Annotated in this window: 17 protein-coding genes; 5 read left to right on the top strand and 12 right to left on the bottom strand. The window is 70.6% G+C overall.

Going from position 1 to position 20024, the window contains the following annotated elements; translation table 11 throughout:
- Nucleotides 1-19: 19 nt before the first annotated feature.
- From ngcE to murD, 7 genes are all read right to left on the bottom strand, one after another.
- Nucleotides 20-1459, bottom strand: a complete 1440-nt coding sequence (ngcE, locus tag ACQP2X_RS10990; protein ID WP_498696110.1) for an N-acetylglucosamine/diacetylchitobiose ABC transporter substrate-binding protein — start codon at nucleotides 1457-1459, stop codon at nucleotides 20-22.
- 26 nt (nucleotides 1460-1485) lie between these two features.
- The gene (locus ACQP2X_RS10985; RefSeq protein WP_498696109.1) at nucleotides 1486-2379 is read right to left on the bottom strand and encodes a carbohydrate ABC transporter permease; all 894 of its coding nucleotides are present in this window, start codon (nucleotides 2377-2379) and stop codon (nucleotides 1486-1488) included.
- Nucleotides 2379-3338 (bottom strand): carbohydrate ABC transporter permease, encoded by a 960-nt coding sequence (locus tag ACQP2X_RS10980; RefSeq protein WP_498696108.1) that lies wholly within the window; start codon nucleotides 3336-3338, stop codon nucleotides 2379-2381. The genes ACQP2X_RS10985 and ACQP2X_RS10980 overlap by 1 nt, the downstream gene beginning before the upstream one ends.
- Before the next feature lie 65 nt (nucleotides 3339-3403).
- Complete coding sequence (locus tag ACQP2X_RS10975; RefSeq protein WP_498696107.1) at nucleotides 3404-4711, bottom strand: extracellular solute-binding protein; 1308 nt, start codon at nucleotides 4709-4711, stop codon at nucleotides 3404-3406.
- A gap of 70 nt (nucleotides 4712-4781) precedes the next feature.
- Nucleotides 4782-5759: a MurR/RpiR family transcriptional regulator gene (locus tag ACQP2X_RS10970; RefSeq protein ID WP_498696106.1), complete on the bottom strand. Its 978-nt coding sequence runs from the start codon at nucleotides 5757-5759 to the stop codon at nucleotides 4782-4784.
- Nucleotides 5760-6427: 668 nt separating this feature from the next.
- The gene (locus ACQP2X_RS10965) at nucleotides 6428-8893 is read right to left on the bottom strand and encodes a HoxN/HupN/NixA family nickel/cobalt transporter (protein WP_498696105.1); all 2466 of its coding nucleotides are present in this window, start codon (nucleotides 8891-8893) and stop codon (nucleotides 6428-6430) included.
- Between the two features lie 41 nt (nucleotides 8894-8934).
- The gene (gene murD / locus ACQP2X_RS10960; RefSeq protein WP_498696104.1) at nucleotides 8935-10287 is read right to left on the bottom strand and encodes a UDP-N-acetylmuramoyl-L-alanine--D-glutamate ligase; all 1353 of its coding nucleotides are present in this window, start codon (nucleotides 10285-10287) and stop codon (nucleotides 8935-8937) included.
- A gap of 75 nt (nucleotides 10288-10362) precedes the next feature.
- Between murD and ACQP2X_RS10955 the strand changes: the two genes are divergently transcribed.
- Nucleotides 10363-11655 (top strand): MurL-like N-terminal domain-containing, encoded by a 1293-nt coding sequence (locus ACQP2X_RS10955; RefSeq protein ID WP_498700915.1) that lies wholly within the window; start codon nucleotides 10363-10365, stop codon nucleotides 11653-11655.
- Complete coding sequence (locus tag ACQP2X_RS10950) at nucleotides 11645-12010, top strand: cupin domain-containing protein (protein ID WP_097318808.1); 366 nt, start codon at nucleotides 11645-11647, stop codon at nucleotides 12008-12010. The genes ACQP2X_RS10955 and ACQP2X_RS10950 overlap by 11 nt, the downstream gene beginning before the upstream one ends.
- A gap of 1 nt (nucleotide 12011) precedes the next feature.
- On the opposite strand, the gene ACQP2X_RS10945 is transcribed toward ACQP2X_RS10950, so the two are convergent.
- The 3 genes from ACQP2X_RS10945 to ACQP2X_RS10935 form a co-directional block, all read right to left on the bottom strand.
- Complete coding sequence (locus ACQP2X_RS10945; protein ID WP_498696103.1) at nucleotides 12012-14567, bottom strand: hypothetical protein; 2556 nt, start codon at nucleotides 14565-14567, stop codon at nucleotides 12012-12014.
- A gap of 96 nt (nucleotides 14568-14663) precedes the next feature.
- Nucleotides 14664-15812, bottom strand: coding sequence for a MalY/PatB family protein (locus ACQP2X_RS10940; protein ID WP_498696102.1), 1149 nt, complete (start codon nucleotides 15810-15812; stop codon nucleotides 14664-14666).
- 31 nt (nucleotides 15813-15843) lie between these two features.
- The gene (locus ACQP2X_RS10935) at nucleotides 15844-16386 is read right to left on the bottom strand and encodes a GNAT family N-acetyltransferase (protein WP_498696101.1); all 543 of its coding nucleotides are present in this window, start codon (nucleotides 16384-16386) and stop codon (nucleotides 15844-15846) included.
- A gap of 102 nt (nucleotides 16387-16488) precedes the next feature.
- Between ACQP2X_RS10935 and ACQP2X_RS10930 the strand changes: the two genes are divergently transcribed.
- Genes ACQP2X_RS10930 through ACQP2X_RS10920 form a run of 3 tightly spaced genes read left to right on the top strand, consistent with a single transcriptional unit; the run spans nucleotide 16489 to nucleotide 18582 of the window.
- Nucleotides 16489-17166, top strand: coding sequence for a hypothetical protein (locus ACQP2X_RS10930; protein WP_498696100.1), 678 nt, complete (start codon nucleotides 16489-16491; stop codon nucleotides 17164-17166).
- 16 nt (nucleotides 17167-17182) lie between these two features.
- Nucleotides 17183-17770, top strand: a complete 588-nt coding sequence (locus ACQP2X_RS10925; RefSeq protein ID WP_498696099.1) for a dihydrofolate reductase family protein — start codon at nucleotides 17183-17185, stop codon at nucleotides 17768-17770.
- 5 nt (nucleotides 17771-17775) lie between these two features.
- Nucleotides 17776-18582, top strand: a complete 807-nt coding sequence (locus tag ACQP2X_RS10920) for a TrmH family RNA methyltransferase (RefSeq protein ID WP_498696098.1) — start codon at nucleotides 17776-17778, stop codon at nucleotides 18580-18582.
- Here ACQP2X_RS10920 and ACQP2X_RS10915 read toward each other — a convergent pair.
- Both ACQP2X_RS10915 and ACQP2X_RS10910 read right to left on the bottom strand, forming a co-directional pair.
- Entirely contained in the window at nucleotides 18579-18782 is a 204-nt protein-coding gene (locus ACQP2X_RS10915) for a hypothetical protein (protein WP_498696097.1), read from the bottom strand. The two genes, ACQP2X_RS10920 and ACQP2X_RS10915, sit on opposite strands and share 4 nt — an antisense overlap.
- Nucleotides 18783-18891: 109 nt before the next feature.
- The gene (locus ACQP2X_RS10910; RefSeq protein WP_498696096.1) at nucleotides 18892-20022 is read right to left on the bottom strand and encodes an SPFH domain-containing protein; all 1131 of its coding nucleotides are present in this window, start codon (nucleotides 20020-20022) and stop codon (nucleotides 18892-18894) included.
- Between the last annotated feature and the right edge of the window lie 2 nt (nucleotides 20023-20024).

The following is a 20024-nucleotide window of genomic DNA, read 5'->3' as shown; positions in this document are numbered from 1 at the left end:
ACTTGGTGCCGTACAAAGATCAGCTACGGGTGAACTTGGTGACCGACGAGTCCTTGGCGACCGCCTGGGACGCCTTCTCCATCCGGTCGCAGAACTTCTGCGCGTCCCCGCCCTTGAACATCAGGTCGTTGACGGCGCCACGGGACTCGTCGTCGAGCTTCTTGTACCAGGTGTCGAACAGGTAGCCCATGAAGATGTCCTTGCCGGCCTTGGTGACCGCGTCGTTGGCGCTGGTCAGACCGGGCGAGATGGTGACACCGTCGGAGGCGCCCGCCACCACGGTAAGCGACTTGGTGAGCTTGGTGAAGCCCAGCGCCGCCTCCTTGGAGAGCATGGTCCGCAGGTACTCCTTGCCACCCTGCGGGTTCTTGCCCTTGGCCGCCGCGAAGTAGATCTCGCCGGCCGCGGCGTTGATGGCCGGGGCCGGGAGCTTGTCGGCCGCGGTCACGCTCGGGTACGCGGCGATCGCGTACTCGAAGCCGGGCGGGGTGTCCTTGGCCTGCTCGTTCTCGAGCCAGGAGCCGCAGGGGTAGAACGCGACCTTGTCCTGGTTCTGCTGGAGCTGGACCTCGGTGTGCTTGAGGCCGAGGAAGGTCTTGTTGATGTACTTGTTGCCGATCTCGCCCCAGGCCTGCGCCGCCTGCTTGATGGCGTCGTTCTGCCAGGCGCCTTCTTTCAGGTTGTCGATGTCCTTGAGGACCTGCTCGGTGCCGATCTTGCCGGCGCTGGTGAGCAGGGCCCGGACCATGTAGTACGAGGCGTTGGCGCCCGCGTAGCCGAACGGCGTGATGCCGGCCGCCTTGATCTTGTCGCACAGGGCGGTGAACTCGGCCCACGTGGTCGGGACGGTCCAGTTGTTCTTGGCGAACAGCGCCTTGTTGTACCAGAGACCGAACACGGTGTACGAGTAGTTCATCGCGAACGGCTTGCCGTCGTAGCTGCCCTGCTCGACCGCGCCCGGCACCAGGGTCTCGGCCACGGTCTTGCCCGCGATGTCCAGCGACGGGGCCGCGAACAGGTCGGTCAGGTCGGCCGCCTGGCCGGCCTTGACGATCGCGCCGAAGTCCATCAGGTTCGAGCCCGAGTTGTTGATCATGTCCGGCGGGTTGCCGGCGTTGATCCGGGGCTGGATGACGGTCGAGATCTGCTCGGTCGCCGAGTAGGTGATCTTGGCGTCCGGCCACTTCTTGTTGAACAGCGGGGTGTCCACGTCGGTGGCGTACGCCGTGCCCAGACCGCCGTTGAAGATCACGATCTCCACGCCGGCCTTGGGGTCGATGCCGAGCGGGTTGTCGGCCGACTTGGTGCCGGTGGCCTGCTCCTGGTCGCTGTCGTCGGAGCCACCGCCCACGCAGGCGCTGAGCAGGCCGACGGCGGGCGTCGCAAGCAGGCCGACGGCGGCGGCGCGACGCAGCAGCGTACGACGGTCCAGCTCGGGCTTGGTGAAAATATCGGTCACAACATCTCCTCAGGTTGTGTTTGTGATCAGCCCTTGACCGCACCGGCCGTGAGACCGGTGGCGATGTTGCGCTGGATGATCAGGAAGAAGATCACCACCGGGATCGAGGTGATGATCGCACCGGCCATGAGGGGGCCCCAGGCGGTACCGCGGGTTGTCTGGTTCTGCAGCAGCCAGGCCATCAGGTTCTGCTTGTCCGGGCTGTTGAGTGTGTTGATGATGATGAATTCGTTCCAGGCCTGGATGAATCCGTAGACGCTGGTGGCCACCAGGCCGGGACCGGTCAGCGGGAGGATGATGCGCCAGAAGACCTGGGCCCGGGTACAGCCGTCGATCAGCGCGGCCTCGTCGAGCTCACGCGGGATGCCCGAGATGAAGCCGCGAAGTGTCCACACGGTGTACGGCAGGATCAGCACAAGGTAGGTGATGCTCACACCGATCAGGCTGTTGGTCAACTTGGCCTGCTGAAGCATCAGGAACAGCGGGATGAGCAACGAGATGAACGGGATCAGCTGCACCACGAGGATGACCAGGATGATCGACTTGCGGCCGTAGAACTTGAACCGGGCGATCGACAGCGCGGCCAGGAAGCCCACGACCAGCGCCCCGGCCACCGCGAGCAGCGTGATGAGCACGCCGTTGAGCATGTTCTCGAGGAACAGCGGCGCGTTGATGGCCGACTTGAAGTTGTCGAAGGTCGGGCTCTTGGGCAGCAGGCTCGGTGTCAGCGACAGGACCTCGTCGGCCGGCTTGAACGCGGTGTTGAGCACCCAGTAGACCGGGAACAGCATGAACAGCGAGAAGACGACGCCGGCCGTGTTGGCCGCGATCGTGCCGGCCCGGCTGCGCCCGACGGTCAGCACGCCGTCGTCGGCGCTCTTGGCCCGCCTCTTCTTCATCACCGGTGCGACGGCGACCATCACTCCACCTCACCGATCTTGAACATCTGCCGGATATAGAAGACCATCACGCCGAGCATGAGGATCACGGTGATCACCGCGATGGCCGAGCCGAGGCTGTAGCGCGACTGCCCGAACGCCTGCGTGTACGAGTACGTCGCCAGGGTCTGGAACGACGGCTCGGGGTGGCCGTCCCGCAGCACCCACGCCTGTGTGAAGAGCCCGAAGTTCCAGATCACCGAGAGCGTGGTGACGATAGTGACCAAGGGTTTCAAGATCGGCAGGATGATGTTGCGCAGTGATTGCCAGGGGGTCGCCCCGTCCATCGTCGCCGCCTCGAGCAGCTCCTTCGGCACCTGGGTGAGGCCCGCGTTCAGCGTGATGGCCAGGAACGGGATGCCGGCCCAGACGACCAGGGTGGTGATCACCGACCAGCCCTGCCACGGGTTCACGAACCAGCTGTGGTTCGCGTAGTCCACGCCCGGGATCTTGTCGATCAGGTAGTTCACGACGCCGAAGTCGGAATCGGTCATCCACCGGAAGATCTGCGCGGCCACCAGCTGCGGCAGCGCCCAGACGAACATCATGGCGACGACCATGAACAGGCGTACGCCCCGGGTCACCCGCCGCATCAGAAGGGCGATGGCCAGGCCGAGTACGACCGAGATCAGCACCGAGACCACCGTGAAGGCGACCGTTCGGCCGGTGACGCCCCAGAACACGCTGTCCGTGAGCACCTTGGTGTAGTTGTCGAAGCCCACCCACGGCGGCGTACGGCCGCTGAACAGCTCGCGCAACCGCATGTTCTGGAAGGACAGGACCACCATCCGGACCAGCGGGTAGCCGAGCAGCCCGGCCAGCAGCACCAGGGCCGGAATGGCGAGGAGCCACGGCGTTTTGTCGCTCTTACGCTTTTTCGCCGTGGGCCGCGCCGGCGGCGGGGCGACCGGGCGGGTCGTCGGCGATTCGACGACGGACATCAGCTGTTCCCTTTCGCGTGTCGGCGGGCGGTGCCGCCTCTTGTCGAGGCGGCACCCCGGGAGGATCAGCTCTCGTTGAGCGTCGCGTTGATCTGGTCGTCGGCCCACTTGGCGCCGTCGGCCACCGACTTCTTGCCGGTCAGGATGTCGGTGAGCATCGTCTGCAGCACCGCGCCCTTCTCGACGTCAGCCCACTTCTCGGCGTTCGGGGTGAACCAGCTGTCCTTGGCCGCCTGGGCGGCCGGGGCCAGCGCCGGGTTGTCGGCCGCGGCCTTGTCCAGCAGCGCCGTCGAGTTCGGCAATGCGTTCGCCTTGATCAGGCCGGCCATCGACTGGCTGTCGGTGAAGGCCTTGATCCACTGGGCCGCCAGCTCCTTGTTCTGGCTCTTCTCGGCCACGCCGAGGTTCGAGCCGCCCAGGAACGAGGGGATCTCCGGCATGGCCGCGGTGGCCAGCTTGCCCTTGACCTTGGTCGGGACCAGCGGCGAGTTCTCGTCGTTGGGGTCCTTCTTGACCTCCTCGGCCGAGCCCTGCTCCCACGCGTTGCCGTAGAACATGGCCGAGGTGCCCTGCGCGAAGATGCCGGCCTGCTCGTTCTCGTTCTTGGTGGGGTCGGCCTTCGAGTACTTCTTGACCATGTCGACCCAGCGCTGGAGGCCCTCGATCGAGGCCGGCTGCGACAGCTGGCCGACCCACTTGTCGCCGTCCTGCTTGGCGATGTCGCCGCCGGTCGACTTGACCCAGCTCATCGCCGCGTACCAGTACTGGCCCGGCATGTAGACGGAGCCGAACTTCGCGTCCGCCTTCTTCGCGGTCTGAATCTTGTCGGCCGCGGCCAGGAAGTCCTCGTACGTCTTGGGGGCCGACAGTCCGGCCTCCTTGAACAGGTCGGTGCGGTAGATCAGCAGGCGCGCGCCGGCGTAGTAGGGAACGCAGTAGGTCTTGCCCTCGAAGTCGCAGGCGCCCTTGAGACCGGCGAGCCACGTGCCCGAGTTCTCGTAGTCGGCCGGGTTGATCGCCGCGAAGCCGCCGCTGAAGACGTACTTGGGGAACTCGCTGTTGCCCAGCTCGATCACGTCCGGCACGTCGGTGCCGGCCAGCGTGGCGTCCAGCTTGGTCAGGTGGTTGGCCCACTGCTGGTACTCGACGTTGACCTGAGCGCCGGTGGCCTCGGTGAAGCGCTTGCTCGCGTTGTCGACGACGTCTTTCCACGCCGTCTGCGCGTCGACCATGAGCCAGACCTTGAGGGTCTTGCCGGCGCCGTCGACCTTGCCGGATGCGGAAGTAGTGGGGGCATCTTCGTTGGCGCCGCAGGCAGCGGCACCGAGCAGCGTCGCAGCGAGTGCCGCGGCGACCGCGATCTTGCGCTTCACGCTTCCTCCAGAGGGGAGTTTTTATGTGTCGGGGTCTGTGCGCTGGTGCACCGCCGGTGACCGGCGGAGATCATGTGGGGCTGCCGTCCTTGGCTGCCTTGTGACCGTGCACGGCCTGGGCGGTGCGCTGAAAGGCGGCGTGCGAGCGCTCGTGGGTGCGCTGCGCGACGGCGACGTAGAGCAGATCGAGCACGACCAGCTGGGGATGGCGGGCGCTGAGCGCGTCCGGCCGGAAGGTCGTGGCCTGGGTGGCGGTGAGCAGGACGATGTCGGCCAGCTCGGCCAGCGGCGACCGCGGGAAGCTGGTCAGGGCGATGGTGGTGGCGCCCCGGCTGCTCGCCTCGGCCAGCAGCTCGATCGTCTCGCCGGTCTCGCCGCTGTGCGAGATGCCGAGCGCGACGTCGCCCGGCCGGGAGAGGGCGGCGCTGGCCAGCCCGTTGTGGACGTCGGTCCAGGCCCAGGCGGGCACCCCGATGCGGTGCAGGCTGAACTGCATCTCCTCACCGACCAGGGCGCTGCCGCTGGCCCCGAAGATGTTGACGCGGGGTGCGGCGGCGATGGCGACCGCGGCCCGCTCGACCTCGGCCAGATCGAGGAGGGCGGCGGTGTCGTGCATGGCCTGCGTGTCGGCCGCCATGATCTGCCCGAGCACGCGCTCGAGCGGGTCGCTGGGCTGGATCTCGCGCCCGATGTCGACCGTCCAGCCGGCGCTGCGGGCCCGCCCGGTCTCGGCCGCGATGCCGAGCCGCAGATCGGCGTAGCCGTCGAAGCCGAGCGCACGGCAGAACCGCGTGACGGTCGCGGGCGACGTGCCGCTGCGCTCGGCGAGCTCGACGATGGTGGCCCGCGACGCCGCGGCCGGATCGGTCAGCACCTGCTCGGCGACGCGCCGCAGAGCCCCCGTGAACTCCGGCAGCAGCGACCGCACGCGCACAAGGACCGACACCTGGTTTGCGGCGTTTTCGACCGTCGGGACGACCGGCTCGCCACGAACCAGGGAGTCGACGACCGCGGTCGACGCGGTGCCGTCCATCTCCGGCTCGCCCATTGGCCATCCCTTCAGGAAGGACTGTTTACTGTCGCGGTAAAAGTTCTTACTGAAGGCCCCTCCGTGTCAAGACTGTGGGCGAAGTTTTCAAACCGTTACCTGACCTGCGCCGATGAACGCGTGTTACGCCGCAACCACTTGACAGTCATCAATCCGGAAATGTTCTTTACGACGTGACCGCCATCACGCGTCCGCTTTTGCCCGGATTTGCGGTCCCACCTTCACCCGATGCCAGGTGCCCTTTAGGGCCAGTGCCGGTGGCCCGTTCGTACTAGATCTTGGCGCCCCTGAAACGCGGTTTTTACCGCCGTAACAAGATCAAAAGAATTACCGGTACGCCCGCGGCACCCCACCGCGAAGCGCGGACCGCCCAGCTCACCGCCGTTCCGGCTGCTTCGGCGGCCACCCATGAAAACCGACAAAAGGCCGAGGGTGGCGCTGACGCCACCCTCGGCCGAGCCTCGAAACGCCCTCTCAGACGACAGCCACCGACGCGCGAACGGTGCCCGGACGTCCCTGCGCCCCACTCCCGTCCGAACCCTCCACGTGCTCGCCGCCGCCCCGCCCCTTCTCGCCGCCGCCCCGATCCGCTTCGCCACGACCTCGGCCTCGGCCTCGGCCCACCTGACGACCGCAGCCTCGACTCACTTGACCACCACGGCCCTGACCTACCTCGCCCCTGCCGCCCCGGCCCACCTCGCCGCCGCTGCCCCGGCCCACCTCGCCGCTGCCGCCGCGGCCCACCTCGCCGCCGCCCCGGACCGGCCCGCCGCCGCCCCGGCCGCCTTGCCCCCGCTGCCGGCCCGTCTCACCTCGCCGCCTCGGCTCACCTCGCCACTGCCAACCCGGCCCACCTCGCCACTGCTGACGCGGCCCACCGGAGCGCCGCCAACCCGGCCCACCTCGCCACTGCTGACGCGGCCCACCGGAGCGCCGCCGGCCCGGCCCACCTCGCCACTGCTGACGCGGACCACCTCGCCGCTGCCAACCCGGCCCACCTCGCCGCTGCTGACGCGGCCCACCTCGCCACTGCTGACGCGGCCCACTGGAGCGCCGCTGGCCCGGCCTGCCTTGCCGGTGCCGCGCGGACGAACCGTCTGGCCGCTCTGGTCCTGGTGGCCGCCGCGCAGGTGGACGACTGCGCCCGGAGCGCCGCTGTCGATCAGATCCAGGACGGCGGTCAGGACGTCGGCGGCCGGAACGATCAGCCGGTCGGCGGTCACACACATCGCACGGACGTCGAACCGCTCCGCGACCCCCGCGAACGTCCCGGTGAAGCGAACCAGCCGCGCCTCCTGATCACCGCCCGCACCACCGGCGATGACGTTGACGATGGCACCCCCACCACGCGAACGCATCGGATCCAGCACCAGCTGGCTCAGCAAAGTGACGTCGGTGAGATCAAGCGTGGGCGGCACCCAGGCCTCCACCTGCGGATAACGCTCGGCCACCCAGCCGGCCACACTGTTGACCAGCACCGAGGGCCCACCAGAGGCGCCAAGTTCGCCGGCGGCGGCCACGATCCGCTCCAGGAACCGCGGATCGCGCACATCGGCCGCCATAGCCCGCGCGGCCACCCCGTAGGCCAGCGCCTGCACAGCACAGGCTTCCGCACTCGCGGCATCGAGATCAACCGCCACGACGCCGTAGCCGGAGGCGGCGAGCCCGAGCGCTATCGCACGCCCGAGCCCGGCGCCCGCACCAGTGACAACGGCGACGACACCCGAAGGTTCAAGGCCCGCCACCGTGTCTTCCCCAACAGCCCGGCCACGCACTGTCGACTGGCCGTCGCTCGCGGCCGGCTGTTCAGAGAGGAGCTGTTCTTCGTCCCGGCTCGGAGCGACCCGGGCCACACCACGTCCGCGATCGGACCCGGTCCCCCGCCTCGGTGCGACGACCGCGAGACCGTCCGCCACCGCCCGGCCGCTGACGGGCGCGGAGCCCGGCCGCCGATCACTATCGGGCAGGAGGCTCGACCCCGAAGACGAACCAAGCGACATCGCCGCAGTCGCCGCAAGAGGCGGCGCAGAGGCCGGCGCAAGAGGTAGCGCGGAAATCGGCGCAAGAGGAGGCGCAGAGGTCGGCGCAAGAGGAGACGCGGAAGCCGGCGCAAGAGGCGGCGCAAGAGGGGGCTCGGGAGGCGGCGCGAGTGGCAGTCCGGCGGGCGGCGCGGCAGGCGGCGGGTAAACCTGAGCGAAAGGCGGTCCGGCCGGCGACGTAGAGGGCTGGCCGGCCGATGGGGTGGAGAACCTCACGGGTGGTGAGCTCGGGGCCGGGCGTGCGGAACGGCGGCGGTAGCGGCGGATGGCCACGAAGGCCAGGATGGCCAGCACCACCAGGAGGATCGCGGCCAAGGGCAGCCCGGCCAGGTTCGGGAGAAGGCCCGGAGGCAGGTCTATCGCGGCCAGGTCCACGGCGGCTATCGCCAACGTGCCCACCGCCACCGTCGTCGTGAAAACGATGCCGGCTGTGGGTTCTGCGGTGGGGGTGGACATGCGTACGCCCTGGACCGCACCGACCAGGCACAAGCCGGCGGCGAAAAGCAGAGGCTGGGTGATGATGGCGGCCAGTGGGAGTTCGGGGACCGCGGCCGTCGCGGCCAGCAGCAGCAGGCCCGTCTCGGCCGTGATGAGCAGGCCGAAACCGACGATGACGCCCAGCGGAAACAGCTGCCACGGGTGGCGCACCCAGCGGCTCAGGCGGCCCATCAGGCCGTAGCGGGCGGCCGAACCGTCGTACCCTCGGCCCCGGCCCATCAACGCGCCGATCAGGACCACCAGGTTCAGGGCGCCCAGGATGGCCAGGAAGACGCCCGCCGGGGTGGTGCTCGCCGTCGGCTGCACGATCATCGCCAGCAGGAACGTCACCGAGAAGACCGTGGTGGCCGAGCCCAGCGAGAACCAGAAGCCCGCCGTCAGCGGGCCCCGGCCGGAGAACTCGGCGATCACCGCCACGTGCCGGGCGTCGAAGGCGTGCCGCACCCCGAGCAGGTACGCGACGATGCCCACGCCGGCCAGGGCCGGCTCGCCGGACAGCACCACGATGCCGGCCACGTGGAGCAGGCCGACGACCGCCGCCATCGCGCCGAGAGCATGGGTGGGACGCCGCACCGACCGAGCCCTGTAGTCCGTCATGCGGGGCATTCGGCGCCGGGACGCCGGCGGATGGTTGTCTGTCAGGAGGCCGACAGAGCGATCGCCTCCAGGAAGACCTCGGAGCGGTGCTCGAAGTTGCGGAACTGGCCATAGCTGGGCGCGCCCGGCGACAGCAGCACGGCGCCTCCGCTGGGCGTGGTCTCGCGCGCCAGGCGTACGGCCGCATGAAGGTCGTCGGCCTGGTGGGTCACGATGCCGTCGAGGCCGGCCAGCTCGGCCAGGATGCGCGGGCCGCTGTCGGGCATGCCGATCACCGTGAGTTGCTTGTCGCGGAGGAACTCCCGTAGCGGGGAGTAGTCGAGCCCGCGGTCGTTGCCGCCGACCAGCACGGTCAGTGGGCGGCCGGCGTAGGCGTCGATGGCGTGCATGGTCGCGTACGGGCTCGTGGACAGGGTGTCGTCGACGAAGGTGACGCCGGACGGGTCCTCGATCTCGGCGAGCCGGTGCGGCAGGCCCTCGAAGGTCGCCACGGCCTCGGCCAGCACGTCCTTCTGACCCGGCACGTCGACGCCGATGCCGTCCAGGACCGCCAGCGCCACGCAGAGGTTGCGGCCGTTGTGGGCGCCCTTCAGGCGCAGCGCCGAGCGCGGGAACAGCGGCTCGTCGGAGCAGTAGACCGTGTCGTCCTCGACGCGGAAGCGAGAGTCGTCGGCCGCGGCCGGCACCGGCGGGAAGCCGTTCACGTCGGTGACGTCGCGGATCTCGGCCCGCAGCCGGTCGTCGGCGCCGTTCACCACGATCAGGTCGGGGTGGTGCCGCAGGATGTTCAGCTTGTCGCGGTAGTACTCGCGCTCGCCGCCGTGCGCGTCCAGATGTTCGGGGAACAGCGAGGTCACGACGGCCACGTGGGGCGAGTCGGTCAGGTCGGCGCACTGATAGCTGGACAGCTCCAGGACGTACTGCTCGGCCTCGGGAAGATCGAGCAGGGGTACGCCGATGTTGCCACCGAAGACGTTGGGGCGGCCCACGGCGGCGAGCAGGTGGCTGATCAGGCTCGACGTGGTGCTCTTGCCCTTACTGCCGGTGACGCCGATCGTGCGCGCCGCGTGATCGGCCATCCAGAGCGCGCTACCGCCGGTGACCGTGACGCCGCGCTCGCGCAGCTGCTTCATCCAGGGGTGGGTGTTCGGCACGCCGGGCGAGCGCACGACGACGTCGGCGCTGACCAGGGCCGGGAAGGCGTGGTCGCCGCCGGCCAGTGGGGCCAGGTCGGCCAGCGGGGCGCTCCACTCCACGGACAGGAAGTTGGCGCTGTCATCGACCGCGATCAGGCGCGACGGCCCGTGCGCGGCGATCGCGGTGACAGCGGCCCGCCCTTCGCGGCCGGTGCCCCACACGGCCACCGAGCGGCCTTTCAGGTCTGCCAGGCGCACGTCGTCCCCTCCTCAAGTCGCACTAGTATTGCCGGTCGGCCCTACGACAGGAGTTTCCGGGTGCAGTTCGACGTCATGCGCTTCCCCTCGTACGCCTTCGACCCCTCGACCGGCGTCGCGACGTTCGACTACGTGCTCGACGGTCCGGAGCCGCTGGAGTTCACCGAGACGATCACGCTGCCGGTGCCGGCCGAGAGCGACAAAAGCCGCGAAGAAACGCTGCGGCGCGTCCTCGATCTCCTGCATGTCGTGGCCGGAGTGAGCTACTTCAAGGTCGGCGCCCCGCGCCGCATCGTCGCCCCCAAGCCGGTGCCGGCGGCCGCCGGCGATTTCTTCACGGCCGTCTACACCAAGGGCATGGCCGAGTACGCCTACCGCAACCAGCTGCCGTACGTGCTCGAGGCCGTGGTCGAGGTCCCGTCCGGTGCCACAAAAGCCGAGGAAACAGATAATTCAGGCGGCAGGCCGCTCTCCGCGGTCGGCGGTGGCAAGGACTCGATCGTCACCCTGGAGATCCTGCGCGCGGCCGGGCTCGACCCGGTGCCGTTCTCGGTCAACCCCAACCCGGTGATCAAGAATGTGAACGCCGCCTCCGGACTGGACGCGCTGGCCGCCCGCCGGCAGCTCGACCCGCGCCTGTTCGAGCTGAACAAGGCCGGCGCCCTCAACGGCCACATCCCGGTCACCGCGATCAACTCGCTGATCGCCATCGCCACCGCGGTCTGGCACGGTCTCGGGCCGGTCGTGATGTCGAACGAGCGCTCCGCCTCCGACCCCAACCTGATCTGGAACGGTCACGAGGTCAACCACCAGTGGTCCAAGGGCGTCGAGGCCGAGGGCCTGCTGCGGGCCGCCGTGACCGCGCACGCCGGCCTCACCGAGCCGTACTTCTCGCTGCTGCGCTCGCTGTCCGAGCTGCACATCGCCCAGTTGTACGCCCGGCACGACCGCTACGACGACGTGGTGACCAGCTGCAACAAGGCGTTCAAGCTGCACGACCCGACGGCCCGCTGGTGCGGTGACTGCCCGAAGTGCCGTTTCGTCTATCTGGCGATGGCCCCGGCCATGGACCGCGACCGCCTCAACCACATCTTCGGCAAGGACCTGTTCGGCGACACCGAGCAGGTGCCCGGCTTCCTGGAGCTGCTCGGCATCGACGCGCACAAGCCGTTCGAATGTGTCGGCGAGGTCGAGGAGTCGCTGGTGGCGCTCTCCATGCTGGACGACGACGCGCCGGTGCTGGTGGCGCTGCGGGCGGCGGTGCCCGATTCGGCGTGGGCGGCCGCGTCCCGCGAGGACGTGCTGACCCCGGGCGGCCCGACGTTCGTCCCGGCGGCGTACGCGAAGGTCCTGACGGATGCCCTCTGATGGCATCTACGTCGGTAAGGCCGATGTCGACGCCCCGGAGGAGAAGGGCTGGCTGCTGGGCCACTTCCGCCCGCCGGGCGACCCGCGCCACAGCACCGACGTCGAGATCAAGTGGGGCCGTCACGTCAAGGGCGACCGCCGCGCGCGGTGGGTGACCGGCGAGGAGCGGGAGGCCCTGCTCATGCTGATCAGCGGCCGCTTCCACGTCGAGCTGCCGGACCGCACGGTGGTGCTGACCGAGCCCGGTGACTACGTGGTGTGGGGACGCGGGGTCGACCACTCGTGGGTGGCCGAGGAGGAGTCGGTGGTGCTGACGGTCCGGTGGCCGTCGATTCCGGGTTACGCGGTGCCCTGACTCATTCCGGCGGATCGTGGTGGATGCGCTCGGGGGCGACGCCGAGCTGGTGCAACGCCACGGACGTGGCGGCCATCATGAGCGGCGGCCCGGCCAGGAAGACCTCGTGTCCCGCCCAGGCGCCGTAGGCCGCGACCGCATCGGTGACCAGGCCGGAGACGTACGGCCCGGGATCGCCCTCGGCGACGACGGGCACGACGGTGGCCCGGCGCGCGGCCCGGGCGATCTCGGTGAGCTCCTCGATGTCATAGAGCTGCGAGAGATCCCGTACGCCCCAGAACAGCACCGCCGACCGCTCGTCCCCCGTCTCGGCGAGCTGCGTCAGCAGCGCCTTGAAAGGCACCACACCGGTGTCCCCCGCGATCATCAGCAGGTGCCGCGAAGGATCGGCCGGCAGGGTCATCGCGCCCTCGGCCCGGCTCAGCCGCACCCGGTCGCCGACCCGGGTCCGGTGCACGAGGGTGCCGCTGACGCCCGTTTCGGTCTTGGCCCGCACATGCAGCTCGACCACGTCGTCCCGAGCTGCCAGCGAATAAGGCCGCCAGACAGTGGGCAGCTCACGCACCTGGATCCGCGCATATTGCCCGGCCTGGAAAGGCATGGGCATCGAGGGCCGCAGCCGTACGACCGCGAGGTCCGGCCGCCGCAGCTGATGCTCCACCACTACCGCGTCCCACACCGGCGGCGCATAGGCCGCGGAAGCTCCACCGTGCACAATCCATTCATAGGCGTGCTGCCACGTCGACCGCCAGGCCACATCGAAGTCGAGCCGCCACTGCCCGGCCGACATGCCGGTCCGCATGGCCTCGGCCAGCGCCGCCCCGACAAGCTGAAGCTGACTCGCCCGCACGCCACAGGCGGCGAGGGCCGCGCCGAGCCGCCCACACCCTTCGACGAGCACGGGCGGCCGGTCGAGGTTGTGCACAAGCCAGGTGACGGCCTGCGCCAGCTGCCCGACCTGCGTGGCGGCCCCACCCGGCAGGTCGGCGAGCAGCCCCGGCTGCGCCTGCATGAGCGCCGCCCGCAGCCGCTCGGCCACCTCAAGCGGACCACCGGCAAAGGTGAGGCTGGTGCTGAGCAGCCGCTGCGTCTGCCGAAGAAGCGCGTCATCGGCCGGATCCATGCCGTCCCCGGCGTTGACCCGAGTGACGAGCGGCGGCATCACATGGGGCAGATCCATCCCCGGCAGCCGCCGCATCCCCAGGTGCGTGTCACTTTCCGGTGGTACGCCACGCCCACCGGCCGCCCAGCGAGGTCGCGCCCCGGCACTCGCACTGCCGGCCCATCGTGCCCGGCCCCCGGCCGTCCCTTCCGCCCCCGCCTCAGCACCGGGCCGCACCTCAGACCCCGGCCGCCGAACCGGAAGCCCGGCGAAACGGTTGCGATGCGGCCTTCCGACCGCCTCGGCCCCGTCGTCCTCATCGAATCCCCCAGCGTCGGCATCCCCCGGCGGAGGCCGCCACACCACCGGCCGCCCAGGCTTTTCCGGCCCAGCCTCATCCCACCCCGGCCTCTCCCGCCCGGCCTCGTCCCCTCCAGACCCATCCGGCCCAGCGCCGGCGCCGCCGATTCCGCCCCGCCCCACCCGGTCCAGCCCCGCCTGGTCCAGCCCCGCCTGGTCCAGCCCCGCCTGGTCCAGCCCCGCCTGGTCCAGCCCCGCCTGGTCCAGCCCCGCCTGGTCCCGCCCCGCCTGGTCCCGCCCCGCCTGGTCCCGCCCCGCCTGGTCCCGCCCCGCCTGGTCCCGCCCCGTCTGGTTCCACACCCGCTCGGTCTCCCCCGGCGCGGTGGCTTCCCTGGGCTGGCCGGGCCTGCTTACCCGGGGCGTGCTGGTGAGCCCGGAGAGGGCGGCCCGTCCGGCGGCCGCTGGACGGTCTCCACGGCGTTCCGGCCCGCCCCCGAACGGCTCTCTCCCGCCCGCACCGAGCGGATCTTCACCAGCGGGCAGCCCACCGGAGCGGTCACCACCGGCGGCCGGTCCGGGCCGGCCGCCCAAGGGTCGCGAGGAGCCGGGCCGGACGGGGCTTTTGTCCCAGAAGCTCCGGCCCGGCGAGGGGCTGTCGGTGCGCGCGCCCGGATGGTCGTCGACGTGCGGCGGCTCGCCGTCCTCCGCCATCGGCGAGTGAACGACGCGGCCAGGGCCGAACGGCCCCACCGGAGGATGGTCCAAAGACGGCGGCGTGGGCTCGGTCGAGGCCGCGGGCCCCTGTGCCGCCGACGCCCAACGAGGCCGTAGCTGCTGGCCCGGCCGGCCACCCTCGGCCTGCGGCAAGGCGGCAGCGTGCGGCGAAGCGGCGCCGTGCGGCGAAGCGGCGGCGTGCGGGGAAGCGGCGGGCAGGCCGAGACGGGGTGGGGCGGGTGGCAGGGCGTTGTGTGTCTCGCCCGGCGGCAGGGCGGGATGTTCGTCGTCGCCCTGGGCGGTGAGCTCGTGCAAAGCGGCCGCGGTGTCGTCGATGCCGGCCGCCACCGCGTCCGGGGCGGCCTGGCGCAGGCGGATCGCCCGCAGCAGGGCCAGCAGGTGCTGGTCCCCTCCGGAGCCCGTACCCGATCCGGACGACACCGTTACACACCCCCGATGGACGGCTCTCGCCTCCACCGTACTGCTACAAACCACCTCATTTCGCCACTACGACTCAACGTCGGCGCCGACCACGGATCACGGCAGCGAGGCGGCCATCCGTTTCACCGCCTCGGTGAGGATCTCGGGGCTGGTGGCGAAATTGAGGCGCACGTGGCCCGCGCCGGCCGCGCCGTGTTTGGTGCCGGGCTCGAGGGCCACCCGGGAACGCGTCAGGAAGTGGTCGCGGGGCTCGTCGTCGCGGCCCACGGCCGAGGCGTCGAGCCAGGCCAGATAGGTGGCCTCGGGTGGTGTCCAGCTCAGCGTGGGCAAGTGGGAGCGCAGGAGGTCGCCGAGCTGGGCGCGGCGCCGGTCGAGGGTGGTCCGGAGTGAGGCCAGCCAGGCGTCGCCCTCGGTGAAAGCGGCGACGGAGGCCAGGACGCCGAGGTGGCCCACGCGGTCGTCGGGGCCCGGTGGGAAACGGGTCACGGCCTGGGCCATGCGCGGGCCGGCGGTGACCACCGCGGCGCATTTCAGGCCGGCCGTGTTGAAGGCCTTGCTGGCCGAGACGACGCTGACCGCGACGTCGGCCGCGCCGGGCAGGGTGAGGATCGGGGTGAACGTGGCTCCGGGCAGAACCAGTGGGGAGTGGATCTCGTCGCTGATCAGGGGAACACGGTAGAGGCGGGCGAGGCGGACCAGCTCGGTCAGCTCGTCGGCGGTGTGCACGCGGCCGACCGGGTTGTGCGGGTTGCACAGGACGTACGCCGCCGGGTGGGTGGCGAACGCGGCCTCCAGCGCGGCCAGGTCGAGGCGATAGCCGCCGGCGTCGCGGGCCAGGGGCACCTCGAGGAGGCGGGCGCCGACCTCGGGCACCCAGTCGAAGAACGGCGAGTAGACCGGCGGGCTGATCACCACGGCGTCGCCGGGGCGGGCCAGCACGCGCATCATCTCGACCACGCCGACGCCGACGTCGGTGACCGCTGTGACCTGGGCCGGGTCGATCTCCCAGCTCCACTGCCGGCCGGCGAAGGCGGCCAGGGCCTTGCCGAGCTCCGGCGCGGACGACGCGTAGCCCAGGTCGCCGCGGCCCACGGCCTCGGTCAGCACCGCCGTCACCGGCGGGGCCAGGTCGTAGTCCATCTCGGCCACGAACAGGGGCAGCACGTCGCCGGGAAAGGTCCGCCATTTCTCGCTGCGCCGCCGCCGCAGTTCGGCCAACGGCGCCACCGGAAGCTCGTCGCTCATGGGGACATCCTCCCGCGCGGGTACGACAACTTCAGACCGCGAGGCGCGGGTTGCGCAAGCGGTAGACGACCGAGGGGCGCAGTGGACCCGGCGGCACGGTCGGGTCGTCGAAGTCGTCGGCCGGGTCGTGGGTCATGCCGAGGCGCCGCATCACCGCGTGGGACCGCGCGTTTCCGGCCGCCGCGATGGCCAGGATCTCCGGCAGACGGAGCTGCGTGAAGCCGTACTCGATGACGGCCCGGGCGGACTCCGTGGCGTACCCCTTGCCCCAAGCCTTGCGGGCCAGGCGCCAGCCAGCCTCGGTGCCCTGGAACGGCACCTCCTCGTCGACCGGGTCGAGGCCGGCCATGCCGATCAGGCCGCCCTCGTCCGGCGCCTCGACCGCCCACCAGCCCCAGCCGCGGTCCGCCAGCTCGGAACGGAAGTGGCTCAGCGAGGCCGCGGACTCGTCGCGGGTCAGCACGGACGGGAAGAACTCGCGGACCGAGGGGTCGGCGTTCAGCTCGGCCCAGGCGTCCAGGTCGTCGTCGCGCCACTGGCGCAGAAGCAGGCGTTCGGTGCGCAACTCAGTCATCGGCGACAGCCTATCGGCGTTTTTTCCGGGAACCGGGTACGGGGACCTCCACCATTTGCGAGGCTTCGGCCAGGAATCCCGAGCCGACGCGAGGGCACACCCATGACCATCAGCCATCACCGCACGGCCAGCGGACGACCGTTGCGGGTCTCTCCGGCGTGGGTCGGTGCCGCTCGCCCGCCCGCCGGCTCGGCGGGCCACGACGATCATCTTCCGGTGCGGGAGGCGGTCTGGGTCTGGAGTGTACGCCGGTACGCGCGCCTCGCCCTCTGGGCGCTTCCCGCGGCGGCCCTGTTGTACGGGTGGACCACGCTCGGCATCGACACCCCGCCCGGTCCCCTGGTCGTCGAGGTGGCCGCGAACTGGCTGGCCGCCATCGCGATGATCGCCCTGGCCGGGCTGCTGGCCGGCGCCCGGACCCGGCGCACGGCGCTGACCGGGTTGCTGCTGGGGCTGGCCGGGCTGGTGCTGACCCTGCCGTTGGCCGCGCTGCCCAAGGGCACGGTGGCCGCCGGGGCGCCGCTCAGCCCCGATCAGCTGCATCTCGTCGCGGTGACCGCCGCCGCGACGGCCGGCGCCGGGTGGCTCGTGCTGGGCTGGGCGGTCTTCCGCTCGCGCCTCGTGAACCCGGCTGACGGCGTACTCCTCATGCTTGCCGCGGTCGCTCTCGGCGCGGGAGCCGAGGCCCGGCAACCGTTGCCGACCGTGGGCGCCCTGCTGCTCCTCGCGGCCGGAACCGGCCTCGCCTGGACGGGTGGCCGTCTCATCCCGAAATCCTGAATGGCATGCTCGGTGCATGACAAAGGTGGTCGCCGACATCTCGGTTTCGCTGGACGGGTTCGTCACCGGGCCCGACCCGGGTCCGGACAACGGGCTCGGCACCGGCGGCGAGGGCCTGCACCGATGGGTCTTCGAGGGCGACGCCGTCGACCGCGCCGTGCTCCAGGAGACGACCGACGCGACCGGGGCCGTCATCATGGGCCGCGCCCTGTTCGACATCGTCGACGGCCCGAACGGGTGGAACGAGGAGATGGGCTACGGCGCCGGGCTCAACGCGGCCCCGCCGGTGCTGGTCGTCACTTCCAACCCTCCAGATTCCGTACGCCTCGGCGACCGGTTCACCTTCGTCGTGGACGGGGTGCGCAGCGCCGTGGCCAAGGCGACCGCGCTGGCCGACGACCGGGACGTCGTCATCATGGGCGGCGGCGCCCTGATCCGCGGGGCCATCGAGGCCGGTGTCGTCGACGAGCTGCGGCTGCACCTGTCGCCGGTGCTCCTCGGCTCGGGCACCCCGCTGTTCGACGGCGCGTCGCCGAGGCGGCTGCGCCAGATCCACGTGCGGGTCTCGGGGCACGCCACCCACCTCACGTACCGGGTGGACTGACGGCAGTGGTTCTCGAGATCACCGACCCGGACGACGAGCGGCTCGGCGACTATCACGCGCTGACCGACCTGGAGCTGCGCACCAAGTGGGAGCCACCGAACGGGCTCTTCATCGCCGAGGGCGAGCTGGTGCTGCGGCGGGCACTGCGCGCCGGTTACCGCCCCCGGTCCTATCTGATCGACGCCAAGCGCGCGGACCAGATCGCCGACCTGCCGGACGACGCGCCGGTCTACGCCGCGGTGCCGGCCGTGCTGGAGAAGGTGACCGGCTTCCACGTGCACCGGGGTGTGCTGGCGTCGTTCCACCGCCGGCCGCTGCCGTCGGCGTCGTCGGTCGTCGAGGCGGCGCGCCGGGTCGCCGTGCTCGAGGACGTCAACAACCACACCAACATCGGTGCGGTCTTCCGTGGCGCGGCCGCCCTGGGCATCGACGCCGTGCTGCTGTCGCCGACCTGCGCCGATCCGCTCTACCGGCGCAGCGTGCGGGTCAGCATGGGCGAGGTCTTCGCCGTGCCGTACGCCATCTTGGAGCCCTGGCCCTCGGGTCTGCAGCAGCTCCGGGACGCCGGTTTCACCGTGCTGGCCCTGACCCCGGACCCGGACGCGGTGGCTTTGCAGCGGCTCACCGCGGCGCAGCGCGAACGCACGGCGCTGTTGCTGGGCGCCGAGGGGCCGGGACTGTCGAAGAACGCGATGGCCGCGAGCGACGTGCCGGTGAAGATCCCGATGCGCCGCAACGTGGACTCGTTGAATGTCGCCGCGGCCGCAGCTGTGGCTTTCTGGGAGCTGGGCCGCGACGACTCCGACATCTAGCCGCTGCGCCGGTTGCTGTATTGCCGGGAACCCGGCACGGCCCCGCGGCCGTGCGGGCCGCCGTGCGCGTGCTCGGTGTGCTGGTGAGGACCCTTGGCCTTGCCCTTGGCCCGGCGGGCGGCGCGGTTGAGGAACTCCTCGGGCTGCTCGGCTTCCGGCGTCTCGTCCGGGTTCTCGGAATTTGCGGTGGACTCAGACATCCGTGCCTCCTGAAGCGTCCGTGGCCGCGCGAGGATCCGGCGGCAGCATGATTATCCCCGTACGGACGCGACACGGCCGACCCGAACGGGCCGGCCGTGATCAAAATCTTCAGGCGCGCTCGCGGCGCCCCTCGAGGTCGGCCGCGCCGTTGTAGTCGGCGCCGCCCAGGGCGGCCGACGGCGGGATCGGCTCGGGCGCGGGCAGGGCGGCCGTCTTGTCGGGGTCGCCGCTGACCTGAGCCTCCGCCTCCCGTACGGCCTCATTGATCTTGTTGGCCTCGGCCGCCGCGGCCTGCGCCGCGGCAACGGCCTCGCGCTCGACGGCGGCCGCGTCGACGCCCTCCTTCGGCGCGTCGCCGGCCATGTTGGCCAGACCACCCAGCGCGCCACCCAGACCGTCGAGGGCCTTGGTCAGCTCGGTCGGCACGATCCAGACCTTGTTGGCCGAGCCGTTCGCGATCTGCGGCAGGGCCTGGAGGTACTGGTAGGCCAGCACCTTCTGCGACGGATTCGCCGTGTGGATGGCGTCGAAGACCGTACGGATGGCCTTGGCCTGGCCCTCGGCCTGAAGGATGCGGGCCTGCCGGTCACCGTCGGCGCGCAGCACCGCGGCCTGCTTCTCACCCTCGGCGGTGAGGATCTGCGACTGCTTGTGACCCTCGGCGTTCAGGATCGCGGCCCGGCGGTCACGCTCGGCGCGCATCTGCTTCTCCATGGAGTCACGGATGCTCGGCGGCGGCTCGATCGCCTTGATCTCGACGCGGGTGACCTTGATGCCCCAGCGGCCGGTGGTCTCGTCGAGCACCGACGACAGGTGACGGTTGATCTCCTCGCGGCTGGTCAGGGCGCGCTCCAGGTCGAGCGAACCGATGACGTTACGCAGCGTCGTGACGGTCAGCTGCTCGATGGCCTGGAGGAAGTTCGCGATCTCGTACGTGGCCCGGACCGGGTCGACCACCTTGAAGTAGAGCACCGTGTCGATCGAGACGACCAGGTTGTCCGAAGTGATCACCGGCTGAGGCGGGAAGGAGACGACCTGCTCGCGCATGTCCACCTTGCTGCGCACCGAGTCGACGAACGGAACCAGCAGGTTCAGGCCCGGTGAGAGGGTCCGCTTGTACTTGCCCAGGCGCTCGACCACGTCCATACGCTGCTGGGGGACGATGCGGACGGACCGGAGCAACGTGACGATGGCGAAAACCACGATCACGATGACGAGTACACCGATCACAGCTTCCATGG

The sequence above is a fragment of the Actinoplanes sp. CA-131856 genome, from assembly GCF_050956135.1.
Taxonomy (GTDB): domain Bacteria; phylum Actinomycetota; class Actinomycetes; order Mycobacteriales; family Micromonosporaceae; genus Actinoplanes.
Note: the sequence above shows the minus strand (reverse complement) of the source record. Positions and strands in the feature narration are given on the sequence as shown.

Bases quoted from the DNA above. Each gene is read 5' to 3' on its own strand.
- ACQP2X_RS10925 (WP_498696099.1), top strand. From the start codon at position 17,183: ATGACAAAGGTGGTCGCCGACATCTCGGTTTCGCTGGACGGGTTCGTC.
- ACQP2X_RS10915 (WP_498696097.1), bottom strand. From the start codon at position 18,782: ATGTCTGAGTCCACCGCAAATTCCGAGAACCCGGACGAGACGCCGGAA.
- ACQP2X_RS10910 (WP_498696096.1), bottom strand. From the start codon at position 20,022: ATGGAAGCTGTGATCGGTGTACTCGTCATCGTGATCGTGGTTTTCGCC.
- ACQP2X_RS10935 (WP_498696101.1), bottom strand. From the start codon at position 16,386: ATGACTGAGTTGCGCACCGAACGCCTGCTTCTGCGCCAGTGGCGCGAC.
- ACQP2X_RS10985 (WP_498696109.1), bottom strand. From the start codon at position 2,379: ATGGTCGCCGTCGCACCGGTGATGAAGAAGAGGCGGGCCAAGAGCGCC.
- ACQP2X_RS10955 (WP_498700915.1), top strand. From the start codon at position 10,363: ATGCGCTTCCCCTCGTACGCCTTCGACCCCTCGACCGGCGTCGCGACG.
- ACQP2X_RS10940 (WP_498696102.1), bottom strand. From the start codon at position 15,812: ATGAGCGACGAGCTTCCGGTGGCGCCGTTGGCCGAACTGCGGCGGCGG.
- ACQP2X_RS10950 (WP_097318808.1), top strand. From the start codon at position 11,645: ATGCCCTCTGATGGCATCTACGTCGGTAAGGCCGATGTCGACGCCCCG.
- ACQP2X_RS10930 (WP_498696100.1), top strand. From the start codon at position 16,489: ATGACCATCAGCCATCACCGCACGGCCAGCGGACGACCGTTGCGGGTC.
- ACQP2X_RS10980 (WP_498696108.1), bottom strand. From the start codon at position 3,338: ATGTCCGTCGTCGAATCGCCGACGACCCGCCCGGTCGCCCCGCCGCCG.
- ACQP2X_RS10970 (WP_498696106.1), bottom strand. From the start codon at position 5,759: ATGGGCGAGCCGGAGATGGACGGCACCGCGTCGACCGCGGTCGTCGAC.
- ACQP2X_RS10965 (WP_498696105.1), bottom strand. From the start codon at position 8,893: ATGACGGACTACAGGGCTCGGTCGGTGCGGCGTCCCACCCATGCTCTC.